At 40.4% G+C, this 21,691-nt stretch carries 18 protein-coding genes; 14 read left to right on the forward strand and 4 right to left on the reverse strand.

Annotation, left to right across the window (positions count from 1 at the left end):
• The first annotated feature begins 888 nt into the window (after positions 1 to 888).
• Entirely contained in the window at positions 889 to 1,827 is a 939-nt protein-coding gene (locus tag MHI53_RS11840) for an MBL fold metallo-hydrolase (protein ID WP_061141919.1), read from the forward strand.
• Between the two features lie 91 nt (positions 1,828 to 1,918).
• Here the strand turns inward: MHI53_RS11840 and MHI53_RS11845 are convergent, their stop codons facing one another.
• Complete coding sequence (locus MHI53_RS11845; protein ID WP_340373564.1) at positions 1,919 to 3,526, reverse strand: FMN-binding glutamate synthase family protein; 1,608 nt, start codon at positions 3,524 to 3,526, stop codon at positions 1,919 to 1,921.
• Positions 3,527 to 4,206: 680 nt separating this feature from the next.
• Here MHI53_RS11845 and MHI53_RS11850 point away from each other — a divergent pair.
• From MHI53_RS11850 to MHI53_RS11860, 3 genes are all read left to right on the forward strand, one after another.
• The gene (locus MHI53_RS11850) at positions 4,207 to 4,554 is read left to right on the forward strand and encodes a PadR family transcriptional regulator (RefSeq protein WP_100530309.1); all 348 of its coding nucleotides are present in this window, start codon (positions 4,207 to 4,209) and stop codon (positions 4,552 to 4,554) included.
• Positions 4,541 to 5,533, forward strand: a complete 993-nt coding sequence (locus MHI53_RS11855) for a hypothetical protein (protein ID WP_340373565.1) — start codon at positions 4,541 to 4,543, stop codon at positions 5,531 to 5,533. The genes MHI53_RS11850 and MHI53_RS11855 overlap by 14 nt, the downstream gene beginning before the upstream one ends.
• 247 nt (positions 5,534 to 5,780) lie before the next feature.
• Entirely contained in the window at positions 5,781 to 6,575 is a 795-nt protein-coding gene (locus tag MHI53_RS11860; RefSeq protein ID WP_340373566.1) for a class I SAM-dependent methyltransferase, read from the forward strand.
• Positions 6,576 to 6,916: 341 nt separating this feature from the next.
• Here MHI53_RS11860 and MHI53_RS11865 read toward each other — a convergent pair whose 3' ends face one another.
• The gene (locus tag MHI53_RS11865; protein WP_061141915.1) at positions 6,917 to 7,447 is read right to left on the reverse strand and encodes an IseA DL-endopeptidase inhibitor family protein; all 531 of its coding nucleotides are present in this window, start codon (positions 7,445 to 7,447) and stop codon (positions 6,917 to 6,919) included.
• Positions 7,448 to 8,108: 661 nt separating this feature from the next.
• Here MHI53_RS11865 and MHI53_RS11870 point away from each other — a divergent pair.
• The 3 genes from MHI53_RS11870 to MHI53_RS11880 all read left to right on the forward strand — a co-directional run bounded on the left by MHI53_RS11870 (position 8,109) and on the right by MHI53_RS11880 (position 11,017).
• Positions 8,109 to 8,501, forward strand: coding sequence for a sporulation protein (locus tag MHI53_RS11870; RefSeq protein WP_340373567.1), 393 nt, complete (start codon positions 8,109 to 8,111; stop codon positions 8,499 to 8,501).
• Positions 8,502 to 8,523: 22 nt separating this feature from the next.
• Positions 8,524 to 9,405 (forward strand): mechanosensitive ion channel family protein, encoded by an 882-nt coding sequence (locus MHI53_RS11875; RefSeq protein ID WP_340373568.1) that lies wholly within the window; start codon positions 8,524 to 8,526, stop codon positions 9,403 to 9,405.
• Positions 9,406 to 9,709: 304 nt separating this feature from the next.
• Entirely contained in the window at positions 9,710 to 11,017 is a 1,308-nt protein-coding gene (locus tag MHI53_RS11880) for an MFS transporter (protein WP_340373679.1), read from the forward strand.
• Between the two features lie 142 nt (positions 11,018 to 11,159).
• On the opposite strand, the gene MHI53_RS11885 is transcribed toward MHI53_RS11880, so the two are convergent.
• Complete coding sequence (locus tag MHI53_RS11885; protein ID WP_340371732.1) at positions 11,160 to 12,518, reverse strand: IS1182 family transposase; 1,359 nt, start codon at positions 12,516 to 12,518, stop codon at positions 11,160 to 11,162.
• Positions 12,519 to 13,063: 545 nt separating this feature from the next.
• Here MHI53_RS11885 and MHI53_RS11890 point away from each other — a divergent pair.
• Positions 13,064 to 13,489 carry an OsmC family protein gene (locus MHI53_RS11890; RefSeq protein WP_155645501.1) on the forward strand — a complete coding sequence of 142 codons (426 nt, stop codon included), beginning with the start codon at positions 13,064 to 13,066 and terminating at the stop codon, positions 13,487 to 13,489.
• Positions 13,490 to 13,640: 151 nt separating this feature from the next.
• Positions 13,641 to 13,898, forward strand: coding sequence for a DUF2533 family protein (locus tag MHI53_RS11895; RefSeq protein WP_061142999.1), 258 nt, complete (start codon positions 13,641 to 13,643; stop codon positions 13,896 to 13,898).
• 124 nt (positions 13,899 to 14,022) lie between these two features.
• Here the strand turns inward: MHI53_RS11895 and MHI53_RS11900 are convergent, their stop codons facing one another.
• On the reverse strand, positions 14,023 to 14,565 hold the full coding sequence (locus MHI53_RS11900) for a ribonuclease H-like YkuK family protein (protein WP_061142812.1): 543 nt from the start codon (positions 14,563 to 14,565) through the stop codon (positions 14,023 to 14,025).
• Positions 14,566 to 14,810: 245 nt separating this feature from the next.
• Here MHI53_RS11900 and MHI53_RS11905 point away from each other — a divergent pair, with 245 nt between their 5' ends.
• The 5 genes from MHI53_RS11905 (at position 14,811) to MHI53_RS11925 (ending at position 21,535) form a co-directional block, all read left to right on the forward strand.
• Positions 14,811 to 16,424, forward strand: a complete 1,614-nt coding sequence (locus MHI53_RS11905) for a family 14 glycosylhydrolase (protein ID WP_340373569.1) — start codon at positions 14,811 to 14,813, stop codon at positions 16,422 to 16,424.
• Between the two features lie 115 nt (positions 16,425 to 16,539).
• The gene (locus MHI53_RS11910; protein ID WP_340373570.1) at positions 16,540 to 16,860 is read left to right on the forward strand and encodes a hypothetical protein; all 321 of its coding nucleotides are present in this window, start codon (positions 16,540 to 16,542) and stop codon (positions 16,858 to 16,860) included.
• Between the two features lie 553 nt (positions 16,861 to 17,413).
• Positions 17,414 to 17,875 carry a hypothetical protein gene (locus MHI53_RS11915; RefSeq protein WP_340373571.1) on the forward strand — a complete coding sequence of 154 codons (462 nt, stop codon included), beginning with the start codon at positions 17,414 to 17,416 and terminating at the stop codon, positions 17,873 to 17,875.
• A gap of 251 nt (positions 17,876 to 18,126) precedes the next feature.
• Entirely contained in the window at positions 18,127 to 20,187 is a 2,061-nt protein-coding gene (locus MHI53_RS11920) for a transporter substrate-binding domain-containing protein (RefSeq protein WP_340373572.1), read from the forward strand.
• A complete protein-coding gene (locus MHI53_RS11925) occupies positions 20,162 to 21,535 on the forward strand; it encodes a sigma-54 dependent transcriptional regulator (RefSeq protein WP_061142817.1) in 1,374 nt (457 codons plus the stop codon). The genes MHI53_RS11920 and MHI53_RS11925 overlap by 26 nt, the downstream gene beginning before the upstream one ends.
• Positions 21,536 to 21,691: the final 156 nt, after the last annotated feature.

Here is a 21,691-nt window from a genome sequence, read left to right on the forward strand (position 1 = left end):
AACCCCTACTTCATGAGTGTTGAATTAATTTTCAGCATCGACCTTTGTGTAAATAGACATATTTTATTAACATACCCTCGCACCGATTCGTTAATCCTGTTGGAACAAAAATTATGACAATAAGGAAAGCGGATGGTATCCGTGCATAAAATCGGGGTCAGCGCATCTGGACGATCAAGCAAGAATCATCTAGTTTCAAGAAGGATGGCCAGATGCATTCCATCATTATGTAGGTATATGACAGTACTGTGGATTTTATGGAGTTCCATAAGTGGGTAGTCCTTGGTCATATCGGTGATTCCTCAGTATTTTTACCTTCCATGTACATTATTTGCCCAAAGCGAAAAACACCTTCCGAAAGTACTTCTTACTAACTCTTCAGGCTTGTTTTAACATGCTTCATTCTCTTTTTACCTTTTGGTAGTCCAAAATTCAGGGTTTTTTTATCTGAAAAAATATGACACCATTATCAGGCTAACTTATTCCCATATTCAGCGGGGACTAAGTTAGCCTGATTTTTGTTGCACTCAATTGGGATTACAGTAAAGCTTGCTTGGAGCACTTCATACAGTGAATACATGTAAAATTAGAAATATTTAGGTTTACCTATGCTGTGATTCACTTACCGTATTAACCCAACAGTTTCCACGTCTAGACAAATCGCTTCCCCAATCCTGTTTATTCGATGTACATTCGCAAAGGAGGTATAAACGCTTCTTTTACATTTCCAAGCTAAATTTATGCGATCGGTTTTATCAAGGTTTAGCGTAACATCTAACAGTTGGATAGAGGAAGTTCAAGAAATTCGTCGAATTGATTAATTTAGCGCTTTTTTTGTACTCATAAAAAATATGAAATTGAATGCTACATCGGAGGGAGAAGTTATAGTTGCTGAATGAATTGAAAGTTACGCAAGTTACCATTCCTTTGCCTTTTAGGCTTGATCATGTTCATTGTTTCCTAGCAGAAGGTGAAAAAGGATGGACGATCATGGATACCGGATTAAATAATGAAACGACAAGGGAAATATGGAAGCCCATTATCGGAAAGCATGATATTCGTGATATTATCATCACCCATTATCACCCAGATCATTTCGGTTATGCAGGAACCTTACAGCAACTAACCAATGCTGATGTTTGGATGACACAAGTGGATGAACAGGCCGGGAAAACGTATTGGGAAGCGAAATCGCTCAATCTCCTTAAAGAAAGCTATGATGCATGTGGATGGGAAGACGATATAGCCACTGCCTTATCGGGTGACGAAAGCAGCTTTATGCCACAAGTGAAACCATATCCTACGGTCAATCATCACCTTGAAGAAGGGATGCATCTGCGATTTGGCAAATGTGAGTATGAGGTGATTTTCACGCCGGGGCATGCTGATGGCCTGATATCACTATATAATAAGGAAAATAGTGTTCTGTTCTCGACAGATCATATATTGCAAAAGATCTCCCCTAATATATCTTACTGGTTTAAAGGTTTCAGTAACCCATTGGAAGAATTTTTTACCTCATTGAAAAAAATCCAAAAGTTGGACGTGGAATATGTCATTCCTTCACATGGAAAGCCCTTTCGAAATGCCAATGAAAGAATCGCAGAATTATTGGATCATCATCAAGACCGTTTGCAAGTCATTCATGAAAAAATGAAAGAGCCGATTACGGTAAAAAGAGGATGTCAAATCCTATTTGGAAATCTACCCATTCACGAATCCAGGTTTGCGGTTGGAGAAACGTTGGCCCATCTGGAATACCTTCTTTTGAATGACCAATGCAGAAAATTCACTCGTGATGGGATTTGGTATTATCAAGCCATTTGATGGAATGAATGATGGGGGAGAGCATGTGAACAACTGTCAAGAATCCTTCTGCCTAGAAAGCCATTGCCCATAATGAATGAGCGGTTGCTTTTCATTCACTAGCTCTAATTCGTCCCTTTACTTCTTTCAGGATGTCTTCAAATGGTGTGACAATCCCTTTATCGTCCTTATGGCAAATATGTTCCGGGCGAAAATGGATGGGTGAATCCAGTCCAGCTGCAGCTGAAATCCGAAACAACCCCTCTCTAGTGGTAACAAGAAAGTTCGTAACGTGATATTTCTTCTCATCAATGACAAGTGCTTTCTGTAATTCGGGATCAGTGGTTGCTACCCCGACAGGGCAAGCATTGGAATGGCATTTCATCGTTTGGATACATCCTATGGAAATCATGAACCCTCTTGCAATGTTCACAAGGTCCGCTCCCATTGCTAAAGCTATGGCAATTCGATCGGCTGTGAACAATTTCCCGGAGGCGATAATTTTAACCCGGTCTCGGATTCCATATTTTTCAAGGGTCGAAACTAAAATAGGCAAAGCGGATTTTATCGGTAATCCCACACTATCGGTCATTTCCTGGTACGAAGCACCCGTACCCCCTTCTCCGCCATCCAACGTGATGAAATCCGGACCCATCCCGCTTTTTTTCATATACCGGGCAAGTTCTTCAACACTGTCATTGCCGCCGATGACCATCTTGATACCTACTGGAATCCCTGTATGATCCCTGATCTTACCGATAAAATCACACAGGGATTCTACATCCTCAAATTGATGGAACCGATTCGGGCTATCGATTGACTTATAGGGTACAACGCTACGAATCTCTGCGATTTCCGGATTTACTTTTTTTGCATCAATATGCCCTCCCCGTGTCTTGGCACCCTGAGCCAATTTAATCTCGAAGGCTTTAATTTCAGGAATTTCACTTTTTCTTTTTAACTCATTCCAATCCAATTCCCCAACACTATCACGGACACCAAACATGGCAGGACCGATTTGCATGATTATATCGACTCCCCCTGCTAAATGATACGGCGACAGACCTCCTTCCCCCGTATTCATCCATGAGCCTTTTGCTTGAGCCAACCCTTTGGAAAGCGCAGTGATCGCGTTCTTACCCAAAGAGCCATAGCTCATGGCCGACATCCCGATCAGACCTTTCAATCTAAACGGATTTTTCGTGTCCGGACCAATGACCACAGTATCAGCATCATCTAACAAAAATGCAGAAGGTTCCTTATCCTCCAACTTTTCCACACGCTGTGAGAAAAGCGGGTCTTTTAATAGATTGTATCTTTTCGTCTTCACTTTTATTGCCCGATCGAACTTCGTTTCTTCGGTCAATTTTGGAAACATACTATTCTTGACAAAAAAGCCTTCTTCATCAAAATCTCGTTTAGATCCAAAACCAATGACATCATTTAAATATTTTGAGCTTTTTACCATGTGTTCATAATCATCCCGTGAAAATGGCTTACCTTCTTTATCACTGTTAAACCAATATTGCCGCATTTCAGGGCCGAGTTTTTCCAATAAGTACCGTATCCTTCCGAACATAGGATAATTTCTTAAAATCGCATGATGCTTCTGGTGTCGGTCAAAGAAAATCATATAAATAATAAACAGAACCAAGGCAATAAGGATGAAGAAAATAACGGTAAATCCAATAATGATCATTAGATTTGAAAGGCCATTCATCGAATCCCTCCTGGTGTGCAGAAAGAAATTCTGTATGGGTAAACTGCGAATATACAAAATCCCCTGCACTTTTTTAGATAACTAGATAACTTGATTGAAAATACCATTTTCAATCGTTCGGATAAGCTGATTTTTCTGTCAACATAAGTCAATCAAAATGGCTTGATCGAAGGATATGAATCTTCATCTGTGGTTCCATTGGTTGGATGCTTTCAATTGGAGAAGTGGGTAAATCGTGTTGAGGAAGACGTGAAGTATGTAGCATGACCATCGCTCCCGATTAAAGGGGGGATATATCCAACATAACCATATGTGCGGATTCTCTTCTTTTCTCGGCCCATGGGGAACGTAAGATAATAAGGTAAAAGGGAACTTTGATACACCTAAATACGATAACTCATTCATACCCAACATCTCTTTGGTAATATATACATATTATTACATAATGAAACAAGAAAAGAAATAAAAAATGATGAATTATACCTAGGTTTGTATGGGGATTTGTAAAAAATATCTATTACAAAACTCGAAACCAAATGACGGAATATGAGGAGGCGCATCGCGTTTCTTTTTTTATGAAGAATATTTATATTTTGATGTTGGTGTTAGAACTAAAATAGTGTATGATGCATAGCATAAGGTATGGTGTACGACATATAGTATAGAGAAGAGGTGATTGGATGAGTACATTGCTGAATTCTTTGACGACCGAGCTGCGAAGGGGCACTTTGACTTTAGCGGTCCTTAGTCAGCTCAACACTCCCCAGTATGGATACTCGCTGGTCCAGCGACTGGAAAAATCGGGAATTGCCATCGATCAGAGCACGTTATATCCCTTGCTTCGCCGCCTGGAGAAACAGGAATTGGTGACAAGCACTTGGGATACTTCTGAAAGCAGGCCGCGCAAGTACTATGCTTTAAGTTTATATGGGGAAGAAATTTTCAATCAATTAAAACAAGAGTGGGAAAAAACGTCTCAAGAGCTATATATATTATTAAAAGGAGAGGGAGAAGATGGAGCTGATTGAACTTTATATTCAGGAAGTGACCCGCAGGCTGCCAGAAAAAAACAGGGAGGATATTGCGCTTGAGCTTCAATCCACAATCGAAGATATGCTTCCGGAAGATTATAATGAGCAAGACGTGAAAGAGATCCTTATCAAATTAGGAGATCCGGTAACACTGGCAAGCGGTTATAGAGATCGGCCAATGCACCTGATTGGACCGCGTTATTACGATGTTTATGTCAGTCTATTGAAAATGATTTTACCAATCGCCGCTGTCATTTCATTGATTTCCTTAATTGGAGATAGCACATTTGCAAATATCGGTGATAAAACGGTAATGGAAGTGATCCTCCGCATCATTGGAAAAGGCATCGCAGGTATCATCAGCACTGCCATCCAAGTATTTTTCTGGTTAACGCTTTTGTTTGCCCTCCTGGAACGTACGGATACTTCCAAAGATCATATGCCTTTAACGAAAGGGTTTAAACGCTGGACACCAGATGATTTAAAACAGATTCCAAATATTTCAAAGAGAAAAGCGATTCCTAAAGTCGAGATATTTGGAAGCTTGTTAGGTATCGCAGTTTTTGCTGCTCTTTATTTCAATGCATCCAGCCTCCTGGGTGTCTACGAGACTGGTAAAGACGGACTCCATTTTGTGACACCTTCTTTTAACCAAGAAGTATTGAATTCCTATTGGCCGCTCATTTTCAGCATAATCATTTTAGGTGTCTGCCTTGCCATTTATAAATTATTGGCAGGGCAATGGACCAAAAAGCTCGCTTGGCTTCACACCTGTTATCAACTGCTCACGACGATTACTCTCATCATCATCATCAGTAATCCGCAGTTTCTGACGAACGAATTCATCATATATATGACAAAACTTTTTCCGATTGATGAATGGGAAGGCCGGATCTACTGGGGTATTATCCTCATCTCCATATTTTTCGCCGTATTCGATTCTATTCAAGGTTTTCGAAAAGGGAAAACCCGCTAAGGCACTCCATCCTCACTATGCTCAGTTTGTTGAAAAAAGGTTTCGGAATGGTCTCCCATTCGAAACTTTTTTGATTTTCCCCTCAATGCTTCGACTTTTCTAGTTCATCAAGCAGGCTAATGCATACAGTGTCCATTTTTTTTCATGCAACAAAATCACTAGCAATGTAGATTAGTATAATGATTAGCTCTTGAATAATATGATATCATTTCTATAAGTTGGAAAAAATATACAAAGGGGAATGTCGATGGATGTGAATTTTGGAAGAGTGGCAAAAAATTATGCGCAATATCGAAATGACTTACCTATGGAGGTAATGGAGAGTTTAAAGCGTAGAGGAATTGATTTTACCCATAAAAAAGTGGCAGATTTGGGTTCTGGGACGGGGGTATTAAGCCGAGCTTTAGATGTTGAAGGGGCAGTCGTTGTGGGAGTGGAGCCTTCAGCAGAACTAATAGCGCAAGCGAAAGAATTGGATAAGAGTGAAGGTCAGGTAATTGAGTATATGAATTCATGCGCAGAATCGACGACCTTGAATGAGGGTTTGTTTGATTATGTAACCGTTTTAAGAGCATGGCACTGGTTTAACCGAGAAAAAACCCTTGCTGAGATAAAAAGGATTTTGGCAGGAAAGGGAAAATTGATCGTAATGGATTCAGGCTTTATATCCAACCGTAAAGTCATAGCTGATACACTTCAAATTATTAAAGCGCATATGCCTGGCGGAGAGCTGAGACCTGCGGGCGCCAAAGCGCAATCAAAACAATTTATCAATGGATTTCCGGTGGAATGGTTCAAGGAATGGCAGGAACATGGATTTGACTTAAAAGAGACCTATAAGTTCCATTACGAAGTATCATTTTCAAACGAAGATTGGTGCGGAAGAGTCGGTTCACTATCCTGGCTTTCAGGCTTTACAGAAAAGCGGCGAAATGAAATACTTCATGAAATCCTTACCCATTTAGGAAAAGAATACGGAGAAATACAACATACTATCCAACATGGATGCTATATAACCATATTGAATCAGTCATATTCTTAAGCACTTTTCTTGCCAGCATAATTCATCTAGGTGTCTGGAAGGTAAAGCCCGTATTCACGAGTAAGGTCATCATACTCAGGAGTGAAGCTGTGTACTTACAAAATAATGCACGAAACCGCCTTGGATTTTTGTGGGGAGTAACGGTTCAAAAAGTATGTAAAAGCACAAAATCAAGCCAAATTCACAATAAAAAGCATCGAACTTGCAAGGAGGCGACCGAAACTTACCATTAAGCATGAACATGCTCTTACATCAAAATTCTTCTTAAAGTTTAAAAGATGAAGCACCAAAAAGAATGCCCCGCATCTGAAATGACAGACGCGGGGCATTCTTTTCTTAAGTTATTGGACGGCATCAAATTGATTTACTTTCCATGTGGATCCTGATTTGTAAAACGTAACGGTTCTTTTAACTGAATCGCCATCGACAGTAGGGACAGTTAAATTATAGGTTCTAACGTTTTGTTTTTGTTGGACCGATTTGATTTTGGATTTTTTCCATTCAAGCATGCCATCGCCATCACCGACTGGGCGGGCCAATTTTCCTTTATGTGTAATGTAATGATAGTTTGTTAATCCTTTTTCAATAGCATTATTAGTAAATGTTTCTCCTAAATAAGTAACCAATTTATCTTTTGTATTGAATTCCTGACAAAGATACGAGTACTCTGTTCCTTTATAGTTGAATGTTTTTTGTGTGCATGAACGATTTTTGTAACCATGTAATGCATTCCAGAAATGTTTGCTGGCATTATCGGCTATTTTAAGTGCATTTGTGTCAGATAAATTCTGTGATGTGGTTTGTGCTGTAGCTCCCGTGCTCAATGTGAAAAATAAAATGATGGATAATAGCATACCTGATATTTTATTCATACTTTCTCTCTCCAATCCCTATTAGGATGATTATGTAACGAAAGTGTAATTAATATTACAATTGTTACATTTATATTACAGCAAGTTTGACAGAAGTAAAAGAAAAATCTTCTAAAATAATCAATATTTTTATGATTCTTTAAAAAATACATATTTTGTTCATTTTATTCCTACTAAAATGAATCATGCCCTTTTCGTTACTGAAGGTTTCAATAAATGAGACATCCTTTCTGAACATGCAAGTAAGAAGGGTAAGGAAGAAAAATATCATGGCTCCCTTTGTATATTTCATATTCCCCGAACATGTTCGCACAAAACCTTATATGATATCTGAATAAGATTCACAGTTTCCAATCCCTATCAGAAACTCGCCATACATAAAGGTTTGACAAACTTTCCAATCTTACCGTATGATAATGAGTATAATCTCCTAAGGGGAGTAGCTTTAGCAGCAATGTCGTCATTACGGAGCTCCAGGCTCTCGGCGTTGTTGGCAGCATAGTGCTGTTAGCCAGACCTTACCTATTGGTAAAGGTCTATTTTCTGTTTGAAAAACCTTTACCGAAATCGGTGAAGGTTTTTTGAGTAGACCATCATCAATTGTTCAGCTGATGGCAAATGGTGATGACAAAAACAAATAAATATAAATGGAGTGTATTCTTTGATACTGAGAAAATCTTTGTTACTTTTAGGAATAGGGTCTGCACAAATCGATTTGATCCTTCCAAAAAATACGTATAAATCCGGGGAATGCATAAATGGGTATTTCTTGATTAAAGGTGGTACCCTAGAGCAAAGAATAAGAAGGATCGAATGCGATCTCATCATGGATACTCATTCTACGGGAATGGAAGAGATCCTGAAGACGAGTACGATTTTGTCTACCAGGGAAATAAATTCTGGGGAGAGTAATGAAATTCCTTTCAACTTTTGTCTGCCAATGCTCAAGGATCCGTATAAAAAAGGGGTTTCCTATCGCTTGAAAACAAGGCTTGTCCTTGATAAAGGGATAATAGGCAAGGATGATGACTGGATTTTAATCGATTCGGAATAAAGGCGGAAATGGAGTTGGCAACTTGAATATCTTAGATGTTACGGAGCGTGCATTTGATTACTTGGAAGAATTTTTATTAATGAGGCTATTCTTATTAGCACTGCTGCTCATGGCTGTTTATTATATTTTGAATAAAATGGTCGAATGGTTTTTTAAACGGTCAAGTTTTTTTGAGGAAGAAGTGGAAAAAACGATACAGGGCGTTACACGTTCTTCTCTTAGGTATGGCATATCCGCACTTTTTCTCATATATGTGATTGGACAGTTTATAGACTTAAAAGGGATACTTGCCGGAGCCGGGATTGTAGGGGTCGTGATCGGGTTTGCCGCTCAGCAAATGCTTAAGGATATTTTATTAGGGTTTGTAAGGCTGTCGGATAATGAATTCCGCGTCGGGAATTTCGTGGCATTCAATGGGACAAGTTCCGGAACTGTGGAAGAAATTGGCATTCGGTTCATGCAGATCAGGGAATGGTCTGGAAAACTGCTGACCATTCCGCATAGCGAGATTAGGACGATTCAAAATTTTAATAAAGGGAGAATGCGAATCATCGAGCGAATCACGGTTAGTTATCAGGAAAATCCAGACAAGGTGAAACGATTGCTTGAAGATATTTGCCTTACCTGTAATGAGAAATTCGGTGAGAGTCTGCTCAGACTCGAGGACGGGACACCTGAAGAAGATTTTCGATATATCGGCATTACCGATTTAAATCCGAATCTGAAATATGTGGGCTATGAGCTATGTATAGTGGGGCTTGTGAAGCCAGACGATTACTTTGAAACGTCAAGAAATGTAAGGTTTGAGATGATGTCCGCTTTACACGAACATCGTATTCTGATGCCATCTTCCCATTTACTTGTCCAGGCAGAGCCGAATCATGAACACTTGATGGAAAATTAATAAAGAAACAGCCCGCTAAAATTGAGACCTTATATACTAAAAATCAAGGACTTTCTGCTTTAAGATAGTCCTTTTACATACTATAAAAGCAAAAATTCATCTTGATTATTCAGAAAGGTTCAATTATTATATAATTAACATAAAATGGAAGGGTGGATTCGAACAATGATCATTTAATCCTATTCTTGAAGAAAAAAAAAGCGTGTTAAAAATACGATTTTTTTCTGGATAGGATTGGTCTGTACATAAAAATACAAACAAAGATCATTGTGTCCCTTTTACGAGGGGTATTATGCCTGTTAATTTGTATTGTGCCGCCTCCTGTCCAGATATTAAAGCAGGAGGTTTTATATTGGAAAAAAATAAATCAGCACCTCTAAGCGAAAAGGAATCAAGCATATTCAAGAATCCTGTCTTTCGTGCGATCATCTTTTCCGGGTTATTTTTGCAAATAGGGATATGGGTCCGGAATTTTGCTGTTTTGTTATTCGTCATGGAAAGGACCAATGGCGATGCTTTTGCGATTTCCATGATATCCGTGGCGGAATTTGCCCCCATTTTCATTTTTTCATTTATAGGCGGGACCTTCGCAGATCGCTGGAGACCTAAAAAAACAATGGTATGGTGCGATATTTTAAGCGCATTATCCGTATTCGCCGTCCTTATCGCTCTTATCTTCGGGACCTGGAAGGTAGTGTTTTTTGCGACATTGATTTCGGCAATCCTTTCTCAATTTTCCCAGCCATCGGGAATGAAGCTATTTAAGATGCACTTACCAGAAAGTCAAATCCAAACAGCAATGTCCGTGTATCAAACCGTATTCGCCGTATTCATGGTATTAGGGCCGATAATCGGTACATTTGCTTTCCAATCATTTGGCATCAACATCTCGATAGCCATTACCGGTGCAGCGTTTTTACTTTCAGCAGCTGCCCTCACATTCCTACCAAAAGACCGGAAATTGGTTGAAGAAGCGGATAAAACGACCTTATGGCAGGAAATGAAAAGCGGAGTGAATTACGTGCTGCGGAAAAAAGAACTGAGTTTGCTTGGATTATGTTTTCTCGGAGCGGGTCTTGGCCTTGGCTTCATACAGCCGCTCTCCATATTCCTTGTTACCGAGCGTTTAGGGCTGCCGAAGGAAAATCTTCAATGGCTATTCATGATGAACGGTGTCGGTATGATTTTAGGCGGGGCTGGTGTGATGATCTTCGCCAAAAAGGTGGCACCACAACGGTTATTGGCCCTTGGAATGCTTATAAATGCCCTTGGATTGGCTGTACTGGGACTGTCGACGAATCTTTGGCTTACACTAACAGCCGAGTTCTTTAATGGATTAATGCTGCCTTGTATCCAGATCGGAATCAACACCTTGATACTGCAGCGGACGGAAGGTGCGTTCATTGGAAGGGTCAACGGTATATTAACGCCATTATTCACTGGTTCGATGGTAGTGACCATGAGTGTGGCAGGCATGTTGAAAGAGCAATTTTCACTCATTGCCATGTTTGAAACGGCGGCATTCTTTTTTATTCTTGGGATGGTTTTCATTTTGCCTTTATATAACCAAAAGGCGGAAACGAAATCCTTGGAAATTCAGCAGCAGGAATAAGAGGGAAGGGGAAGCAGGGAGCACACTCCCTGTCAGTTTGTAGACAAAAGGGGTTCGGAATTAAAAAATTCCGAACCCCTTTTGAAATTCCTTTGAAATTTTAACCAAAGGTTACGAGATTTGGGCTCTTCGAGCCGCTATGTTAAGCCGTTTTAGGACCTTGCCATGTCCAAGTGGCCATCTTCTTTACATTCATGGCAGCGAAAGTAAGCATCGCCTGCATCGACAATTTTTTAAGTCCCCTTAAAGTAGTCCAACGCATACCATGCTTTTCTTTTGCATCTGCGAATACACGCTCAATCGTTTCTTTGCGTTTCGCATATATAGGTTTTACCTCTTGATGATGACGCAGATGATCTGCTTCTTCCACATATGCTTGCCAGATATGCCGTGTCACTACTTTTTGATGGTCTTTGCTTTCCGTACACCGTGATAAAAATGAGCATGTTGCACAAATTTGTTTGGGCGATTTGTATTCGCGATAGCCCTCTTTATTTGTTGTTGAGTACTTTAAAGTTTCTCCCGAAGGGCAAAGGTAACAATCAAAGTGTTCATCGTAAACATAGTCATGTTTGCGAAAGAATCCTTCTTTTGTACGAGGACGTGTATAGGGTAAAGCAGGTGTGATTTCTTTGTTAAATAGGTAGCTTGTAATCGCTGGTGTTTTATAAGCTGCATCTGCGGCAACTGCTTCTGGTTTTCCAACTTTCTCAATCACTTGCTCAACAAGTGGCTCCAAAATATGACTGTCATGTGTATTACCAGGTGTTACAATCGTTCCCAATACAAAACCGTTGCCGTCTGCGGCCGCATGGAATGAATAGGCAAACTGTTTTGTTCGTTCATCTTTCACATAGTAGCCACTCTCAGGATCCGTAGTACTTTCTTTAATTGCTTTGGTTTCTTCCTTATCAAATTTATCTGGTGGAAAAGGCTTCTTTCCGTGGTTTTCACGATCTTGATTGATTTCTTCTTGAAGACGTCCTTGATACGCTCGTGTTTCTTTACGAACGATTTTCTTTTCAAATTTCCGTTTATTCGCACTGGCTTTCACATGTGTGGAATCCACGAAAACGTGTTCTACACTTATTACCTTTTTATTAGCAGCTGTCATTAAAATGCGACAGAAAATCTGTTCAAACAGGTCTGTATCTTTAAAGCGTCGCTCATAATTTTTTCCGAACGTAGAGAAATGAGGCACTTTATCATGGAAACCATAGCCTAAGAACCAACGATAAGCCATATTGGTTTCAACTTCTTCAATCGTTTTACGCATGGAACGAATACCGAAGGTATATTGAATGAAAGTCAGTTTAACTAAAATAACTGGATCAATACTTGGGCGTCCTACCTCTGAGTACATATCTTTCACCAAGTCATAAATGAAAGTGAAGTCAATGGCAGCCTCCATTTTACGAACCAAATGGTTCGGTGGCACCAGTTGATCTAAAGTAATCATTTCAAGTTGATCTCGCTGAATAGAATCATGTTTAGAAAGCATCCTCATCACCTCAAGTTTTAATCCTTCAATTTTAAAACAAAAATGACTCCAGTCAAAAGTGTTCTATCTAAATGGTAAGACAAAGTTGATTGGAGCGGGTGTTCGAGACTCCTGCGGGAAAAGCGCGTCTAGGGGAGACCCCGCAGGCAAAGCCGAGGAGGCTCCCCGACCGCCCGCGGAAAGCGAGTGCCTGGAGTGGAAATCAACGTCTAAATTGTACAGGCCATAAAAATAGACAAACTCGATTTTCATTGAGTTTGTCTACAGTCTGGCAGGGAGCACACTCCCTGTTTTTTTGTCCGTTCCAAGATCGTAAGGATCCATCCTTAATGATGAAAAGGTCCGGCACGAAAATTTTTATTAAATATTTTTGAGCTGTATTACATAAAATAAATACAAATCTTCCTATAATAGGTTCTTCACATCACTAAAAGGAAGTTTTGAATAGGTATTGATCACATTGGAGGCTGATCATCCTTTTACACGTCGAGGGAGCTCTTCCGACGTTTCAGCTAAGAATATTGAGCAGGGAAGGATTGATAGAGGTGACGACAAACATCAAATGGACAGGTGAATTGGCTTTTACCGGATTCACCCCTTCAGGACATGAAATAAAAATGGATGCTGCTGAAGATGTAGGTGGACAAAATAGCGGAGCGCGGCCAACGGAACTACTATTACAAGCCCTGGCAGGCTGTACAGGAATTGATATAGTCATGATTTTGAAAAAAATGAGATTGGAACCGCTTACTTTCCGAATGGAAATGGAAGGGACGAGGGCGGAGGAACATCCTAAACGCTTTACGCATTATCATATCCACTATTTACTGGAAGGGGAGCTTCCGGAGGATAAAGTAGTACGCGCCATCCGATTATCGAAGGATACGTACTGTTCTGTGTATCACTCCTTAAATGCAAGCATTGAAGTGAGTTATTCGATCAATGGTGTCAAAGGGCGGCAAAAAATATAGTACCTCTCCATGGCCCTTGGGTTTCCGTTTCGAGGGCTTTTTAATTGTAAGTTGGAGACATTATTGGATGCAAGTTGATCAATTCTTTCGTTTTCCCTTTGAACTTGTTAATATGGAAGTATTGATAAGTCAAATCAGAGGAGTGATGGATATGAGTGTACATAAGGACATTACGTTACATGCCCAAAAGCAAAACGAGCAATTCACTGAATTTTCGCTGTTGGACCAAAAAAGGGAAGAATATATTCAAGAAGCTGTAGAGTTATGTAAGGCCGATATGGATTTTTCAACAGATTCAATCAATCAGATCACCATGCAAATCAATGCCCTTGCAAACGAAAGATTTATACCCGCTCGTAAAATGGTTACCACGGAAATGGTCCGTACATACGTGGGGACATTAGCATAAACGACAGCCTTCAGGTGCAACATTGACTTGAAAAATGGCTGAAGACAGTACACTCATGATAAATGGGTGTTTTTTTATTTCTGAACTAGTTCGATAATGGATTCAATATGGATCGCAATCATTTTTACTCTTGCTTTGTATATCGGTTGGCATAGCTTGAGGCAACGAACGCATTAGGTTTTATTTTCGGTTCCACTCCCATGGATTCCATCCTAGCGATCATTTCATTTACGAACTCACTTGTTTTGTTCCGTTTTCCAATGCCAATATCAATGTGGCCCTCCATAGTAAAGGTGGCTCCTTGATAGACGGCAGGGAGAACAATGTCGATTAACTGATTTTTTCTTTCTTCCGTAAATAGGGAAACGATTTCCTCCGTTAATGACAATTCATAGGAAATGCGTTCATGTAAATGCGTCATCCTTCGAGGAACCATCACTTTCCTGATACAACCCCAAACCCCATTCCCTACCTGCCGAATCACGATGCCGGTGATGAAAACTGTATGTTGTTTATGTACCTGGGAATCGGTGCCGACCATTAATTGATAGTTACCGGCTGGATTTACATTCATGAACTCCACAATATGGTTGAAGACGACTTCAAATGACATGTTTTTTTCCTGGATATTTTGAAACGGGATTTTATATATTGGAGATTGTCTCATAAAGCAGCACCCAACCCTTTCTCCGCCATTAATCTGGAATGTTCCATTTACCCGTGCACCCCATAACACATCATATGAATGAGGGACTTGTTTCGTGCTGGGATAATTCCCCCATAAAACGGAAAATCGATTGATATATTTTACCAGTTAAAATATACTTTTGGTACGAGATGCTCTTTGGTATGGGCCTGACCATTTCTTTATAGCTGTTGAATCCATTATAGATGAGGGAGGGATGATTTGTTTTGGAAAAATTGTCTTTAGGCGTGTTTAATTTTATGATTTACGTTCCTTTATCAAGTGATTCAGTTGGAATTGCAGAGGTAAAACCGGATTACAGGTTATATGTCATGGCTCCATTAGGTGAAATAACGGATTGGGACGCCTTTAAAGCCAAGTTAATGCAGTTGAAGGAAAATGGCGTATATGCCATAACGACAGATATTTGGTGGGGATTGGTCGAGAGCAAAAAGGATAACCAGTTTGATTGGTCTTATTATAAAAGGTATGGCGCGGCAGTGGAATCCTCCGGTTTAAAATGGGTGCCCATCTTATCCACACATCAATGTGGCGGGAATGTGGGTGATGAATGCAGCTATCCCATCCCAAGCTGGCTCTGGAATAAAGACTCTGCCGAAAACATGTCATTCAAGAGCGAAAGCGGTTATTGGAATAAAGAAGTGCTAGCCCCTTGGTGGGAAGGGACCGCAACGCAATACGATGAATTGTACTGCTCCTTTGCAAAGAATTTCGCAGATAAAAAAGATTTGATTGCAAAAATATATTTAAGTGCAGGACCAGCTGGCGAACTAAGATATCCCTCCTACCAGAATGCAGATGGTTGGGACTTTTCAGAAAGAGGGAAGCTTCAAGCTTATACAGAAGGTGCGAAAAGGGATTTCAGGCTTTCGATGCAATCAAAATATATATCGATAAAAAAACTCAATGCAGCTTGGGGAAAAAGATATAAGAACTGGGATGAGATTCAGCCTCCAGGTAACGGGGATTCATTTTTCATGAAAGGCGGTGAAATCGACACCGTCTTTGGAAACGATTTTATGCAGTGGTATCAGGGTTCTCTGGAAAAACATCTTTCAAGAATCTCGAAATTGGCCCATAAACATTTTGATGAAGTCTTCGATGTTCCCATTGGTGCTAAAATCTCAGGTGTCCATTGGAAAATGAATGATCCGATCATGCCGCATTCAGCAGAGTATAGTGCCGGGTACTATAACTATTCCCAACTTCTTGATCAATTCAAGGAATCAAAAATGGCCCTTACCTTTACATGCTTGGAGATGGGGGACACCGACGCGCAAACGGCACCATACTATAGCTCACCAAAGACGTTGGTTGCCCAAATTGCCACATTGGCCAAAGAAAAGGGTATTTCGCTAAATGGCGAAAACGCGCTGCCCATCAGCAATGAAGGCGGATTTGATAATGTAGCGGAAATGGTTTACAACTTCGGTTTTGACGGTTTCACTTTCCTGAGGATATCCTATTTATTCGATGACACAGGACAACCAACAGCTGAGTTACCAATGCTGGCGAATAAATTGCCAAGCAAATCGATTCCGGTTACATTCACGGTTGAAAATGTCCCTGCCGCACATGGTGTATACTTAATTGGTGACCGGGGAGAAATCGGCAGGTGGAATCCAGTCGATTATGAATACAAGCTCGCTCAACGTGAAAAGGGCAGCTGGAGCGGAACTTTCCGTTTAGCGGCGGATCGATATTATCAATTCAAGTTCGTCATGAAAGATGAAAATGGTAAGATTACTTGGCAGCAAGGTCCGAATGAAAGTCTTACAACCCCAGCCACCGGCAAAGGAGCTTATACATTCTTCTGGTAAGCCGTATGCCTGCAGAGGGGGGACGTAATCTAAATGTAATCGTTTGTCATTGGAATGCTCTTGATGTTAGGCGTTTCTCCATATACACTTTAAATACGATTGAGGAGTGGATAATTTGAAAGAAATAACGATGGATCAATTAATATTTAAAGAGCATTTATCGATGATCGAACAATTTTCATTGAAGGATTTTATGTTTAAGTGGCTCGGCAGCCCAGATGAAGGATTGGATCACTTACTGCCGCTTACGTACACAGTCCAAGACTTTGCAAAAATGGAAACGACAGCGGAAACCAATCTAAACATCAACGGCGATGAAACGTTCAAATATGTCACCATTACCAAAGATAATCAAATAGTTATGGGCGGCTTATGCAGAAACCAAGAATTGACCTTTCGGATTTTGTCCCTGGATGAACGTTTAGGGAGCTGCTAAAGAGCTGTTCGTGAATAAATAATATAAGGCAATGCTTTAATTGCCTCAGACCGTAGACAAACTCGATAATGATGGAGATTGTCTACGGTCTTTTTGGTTTTTATAGGAACTGTTGGAAATTCAGCTAAAGAAGATTATGTAAAGATATTGGGGCTAATATGGTTTGCGCCTATGATACATTGGGGGAAATAGGATTAAAGGAAACGAATTACTTGGGCTGGCGTTGTATGGGACACGTGTTCATGTGGGCAATAGTAGTGGGCAAGCTGGCACGTTTGTAGAAACATTAAAGGTTAGCTTGGGGGCGACGAGAAAACATGATCCAGAGCGATTAGCATCTGTCGTTGTAAAAATGGACACGACCTATTGCTCAGCTCTTCAATTTATGTGATGCGGCTCTTGCTCACAAATTAGTCGTAATTAGGAAGGTAATGTGTTAATCAAAGTTTAAAAATAAAAGAATATTTACAAAATAAATCCAAATATGGAATTGCCCTAGTGTATGATAAGGGTTGAAGCAAATTAATTAAAATGCTTGAAAGGGGATAGGGAAATGGGAAGGAAGTTGGCTGAATCGCTAAAAACGCTTTTGAATGAAACGTTTGAGGGACCGGGAAACGGAGGAAGCTATTATACTGATTCAAAACCAAATACAGGCATTTTTGGCACTCTTGAAGGGCTGAACGCGGAAGATGCATCTCTTTCCATTCACGGATCGACAATAGCCGCTCACGCTGACCACACCCGTTATTACTTATGGGTGGTCCGGACGATGATTAGTGGTGTGGAATTTGAAAAGGATTGGAATGCCAGCTGGACCATTTCTCAAGTTGATGAGACAAAATGGGCCGAAATCAAGGAAGGCCTACAGACTGAATACCACTCTCTTTTAGTCGAAATCGATACAATCGATTTAGAGGAATGGCTGACGAATGTAAATGCGATCATCGCTCATTCCGCTTATCATCTTGGAGCCTTAAGACAAATGATAAAAGAACTCGAAAGTGAAAAATAAAGATTATAAGTGAATTTAACTGAAACCCAGCAATAAATGCTGGGTTTCTATTTATTGCTTTTTCCTGAAGGGGGATTCGTAGACGGGAAAGGTAAAGCAAACGGCAGTCCATTGGCAGACGAATATGCCTTGTGAATTCTTGCTGAAATGTGTCAGGTTATCTCGGAATCTAAGACTTTATAAAAGGGTTCAAGTCGTAATTGGAGAAATAGTAAGTATCATGACGTTTTTGGGCAGAGAATGATGTCTGCATGAAGATCGAAGGAATAGGAGGGTTTTTAATTAAAAAGAAGCTTTTGGCATTTTTATGTATAGTTTGTTATGCATTCATTTGGGAAGCATCAGGGACTTACAATGTTTTTGCTGAACAAAAAACCTATATCATTGCGGTAGAGAGTGCTCTTCCCCCATTTTCATTCAAAAATGAAGCCAATGAACCAAGTGGCATCAATATTGATCTGATGGAGAAAATAGCGAAAAATAACGGCACTGTTTTCGAATATCTTCCAATGGAAATGCAAGAAGCGGAAAAACGGTTAATGAACGGTTCCGTCGATGCCATCGTCGGGAGTACCTATAGTATCGAAAAAGATAATCAGCTAGATTTCACCCAGCCTTATTTTACCATGTCCCAATCAATCATCATCCCAAGCAATAGGAAAAAGGATATCCATACGTTAACGGACTTACGCGATGCCCATGTTGTCCTTGACCCCACAACACCTGTAATCAGCACTTTTCTCAATATGAGGAATACAAACTTAACGACTGTTTCGAATCAATACTCCGGAATGTTAACGTTAATGAATGACCGAGCAGATGCTTTCATAGGCAACAAATGGACGGCGGAATATTATTTAAAAAAACTCCGCCAGGGGGAAAACTACATCATTCTTGATGAGGTCATTGAACCTGCGGATTATACGATTGCTGTTAAGCAAGGAAATCAAACGCTTCTATTCATGATGGACAATGCCCTCACTGAACTTAAAGCCAATCGTCAATTAAATGGGATCATCGATAAATGGCTCATGCCGCAATCCGATCAAAAAATCGCCAGACTGGAGCAATTCATTTTCTGGCTGACCATGATTTTAACCGCCGGAGCCATTATTCTTTTCATTATTTACATATGGAATCAAAAGCTAAAAAAATCCGTCCTTGCCCAGACTCGGACATTGCACCTATTGAATGAGGATTTAGAGAAACAACGGCAAAAACTGGACAATAGTAAAGCTTTCAAAGAACAAATCTTAAACAACATCAATACAGGCATCATCACCTTCGATCACGATTTCCTGATTACAAGCTGCAATGAAAAAGCATCAGAGATCCTGAACATTTCCAAGGAAATGATTCTGAATATTCCAAATCATACTCAGCTATTGAAGATGTTCGAAGCTACCCATCCAGAACAAAGAGAAAAAGTGGGCACAGGTTCCTTTCGGATCCGGGTTTTGCATGGACGGCATGAACAGAAGGAGATTTCCTATTCGATGCATAAGATGTTCAGTACGGAAAAGATACATACCGGGTACTTACTGTCCATGAATGATGAAACGGAGAAGAAAACGTTGGAGAAAAAATTGGTCACACAGGAAAAGCTGCACGCACTTGGTCAACTGGTTGCCGGGGTTGCCCATGAAATTAGAAACCCGTTAACATCGATAAAAACATTCATTGATTTACTTCCAAGCAAATACGATAAGCCTCAATTCCGGCAAGTTCTAATGGAGCACATGCCCACTGAAGTCAACCGTCTCAATGCAATCGTTACCGATTTAATTGAATATGCACGTCCACGACCGCCGAATATAACGAATTGCCCTGCTCATGAACTTATTTCATTACTTGCTTTCCATAAGGTGACAATGGCAAAAAAGCAAATACATTTTGAACAGGCAATAGATGAGGACCTTATCTTTTATATAGATTTACAGCAGATTCACCAAGTTATCCTTAATCTGGTATTGAATTCGATTCAGGCTGTGGAGGAAAGAGAGGTAAAAACGATTACCATTTCCATTGATAGAGAAAACGAGAAAACCGGGCGGATTACCATATCGGATTCAGGCATTGGCATCAAACAGGATGAGCAGAACCACATTTTTGAACCTTTTTACACAAATAAAGATAAGGGAGTCGGCTTGGGCCTAACGTTATCGTATAGGCTAATCAAAGAAAACAATGGAGATATCCAAGTTAAAAGCCATCCTGATTGTGGAACGACATTCATCATTTTGCTGCCTTTATATACGAATGAACTCAAGAAGGAGGAGAAATCTGATGTTACATGTATTAGTGATCGATGATGAACCCGCCATTTGCAACGCGCTTAGCTTTGCGTTGGAAGACTCCTATCAAGTCACGACAACGACAGACCCGGATGAAGGCCTTCGGAAGATTGAAAATCAAACATTTGATATCGTTTTGCTTGATTTGAGGATAGGCAATAAAAGCGGGCTTGATATCCTTCTGAAAATCAAACAACTCGCTCCTAACGTGGCAGTCATCATGATGACTGCCTATTCATCCATCGATACTTCCATCGAGGCCATAAAAAAAGGAGCCTATTATTATATTGAGAAGCCTCTAAATATAAAAGAACTTTCGATGCTTATGATGAGGGCAGCCGAATTCAATCAGATGACGAATCAATTGGAGACACTTCATGAAGAATTGGAGAAACAAAGGGGAATGGGGAATTTTCTTGGTAATAGCAGGGCGATGCAGCGCATTTTTTCCATGATCGATAGAGTGAAAGATATTGATTCCAGTGTGCTTATTACAGGTGAAAGCGGAACGGGCAAAGAGCTTGTAGCCAGGAACATCCATACGCTGGGAAGAAGGAAAAATAAGCCCATGCAAATCGTCAATTGCGCGGCTATTCCCGACATGCTGCTGGAATCTGAATTGTTCGGGTATGAAAAGGGAGCTTTTTCAGGTGCCACCCAGAGGAAGGATGGGAAGTTCGTTGCCGCTAATGGAGGCATTCTATTTCTTGATGAAATTAGTGAAATGCCCTTGCCCCTCCAAGCCAAATTATTACGGGTGCTGCAGGAACGGGAAGTGACTCCCCTCGGTTCCAATACGAAACGATCATTGGATGTCCGCATAATCAGTGCGGCCAATAAAAATCTGGAGCAAATGGTGATGGACGGGGAGTTCCGGGAGGATTTGTTTTTCAGGCTGAATGTCATTCCCATTTCCATGCCGCCGCTTCGGGAAAGAAAAGAAGATTTGCCGATCCTGATGGATTATTATATGAAAAAACACGCAAGGGACATGAACAGGGAAGAGAAGACATTTTCGGCGGCCGCACGGCAGATCCTGCTCGATTATCATTATCCCGGGAATGTCCGCGAGCTTGGGAACATGATCGAATATGCGGTAGCCCTATCAAATTCTACATGTATGGAGGATACAGACCTGCCACAATATGTTCAAGAACAAAAGTTCGTCTTTCAGCCGGATGTGTTGGAGGATGATCGAAACAGTTTTCGCGTTCCACTTGGCATGTCCATGAAAGACATAGAGGAAAAAGTCATTACGGCCACTCTGCAATATTGTAAGAACCATCGGCAAAAAACCGCGCAAGTCCTAAAAATATCGGAAAGAAGCCTGCGTGATAAAATTAAACTCATTTCCCAAAAAGAATAAACTAAAGGCTGAACCGGCAAATTTTTCTGGGGATTCGGAAAATATTGCCGGTTTCCTATAGATTTGCATCGATACATCGGCAAAATTTCCATGATGAAGCGATTACTTCACTTGGCATGTTACTTGCATCTAAATAGAGTAAGAGAGGAGATCACT

The organism is Peribacillus sp. FSL E2-0218 (assembly GCF_037992945.1).
Classification (GTDB): domain Bacteria; phylum Bacillota; class Bacilli; order Bacillales; family DSM-1321; genus Peribacillus; species Peribacillus simplex_B.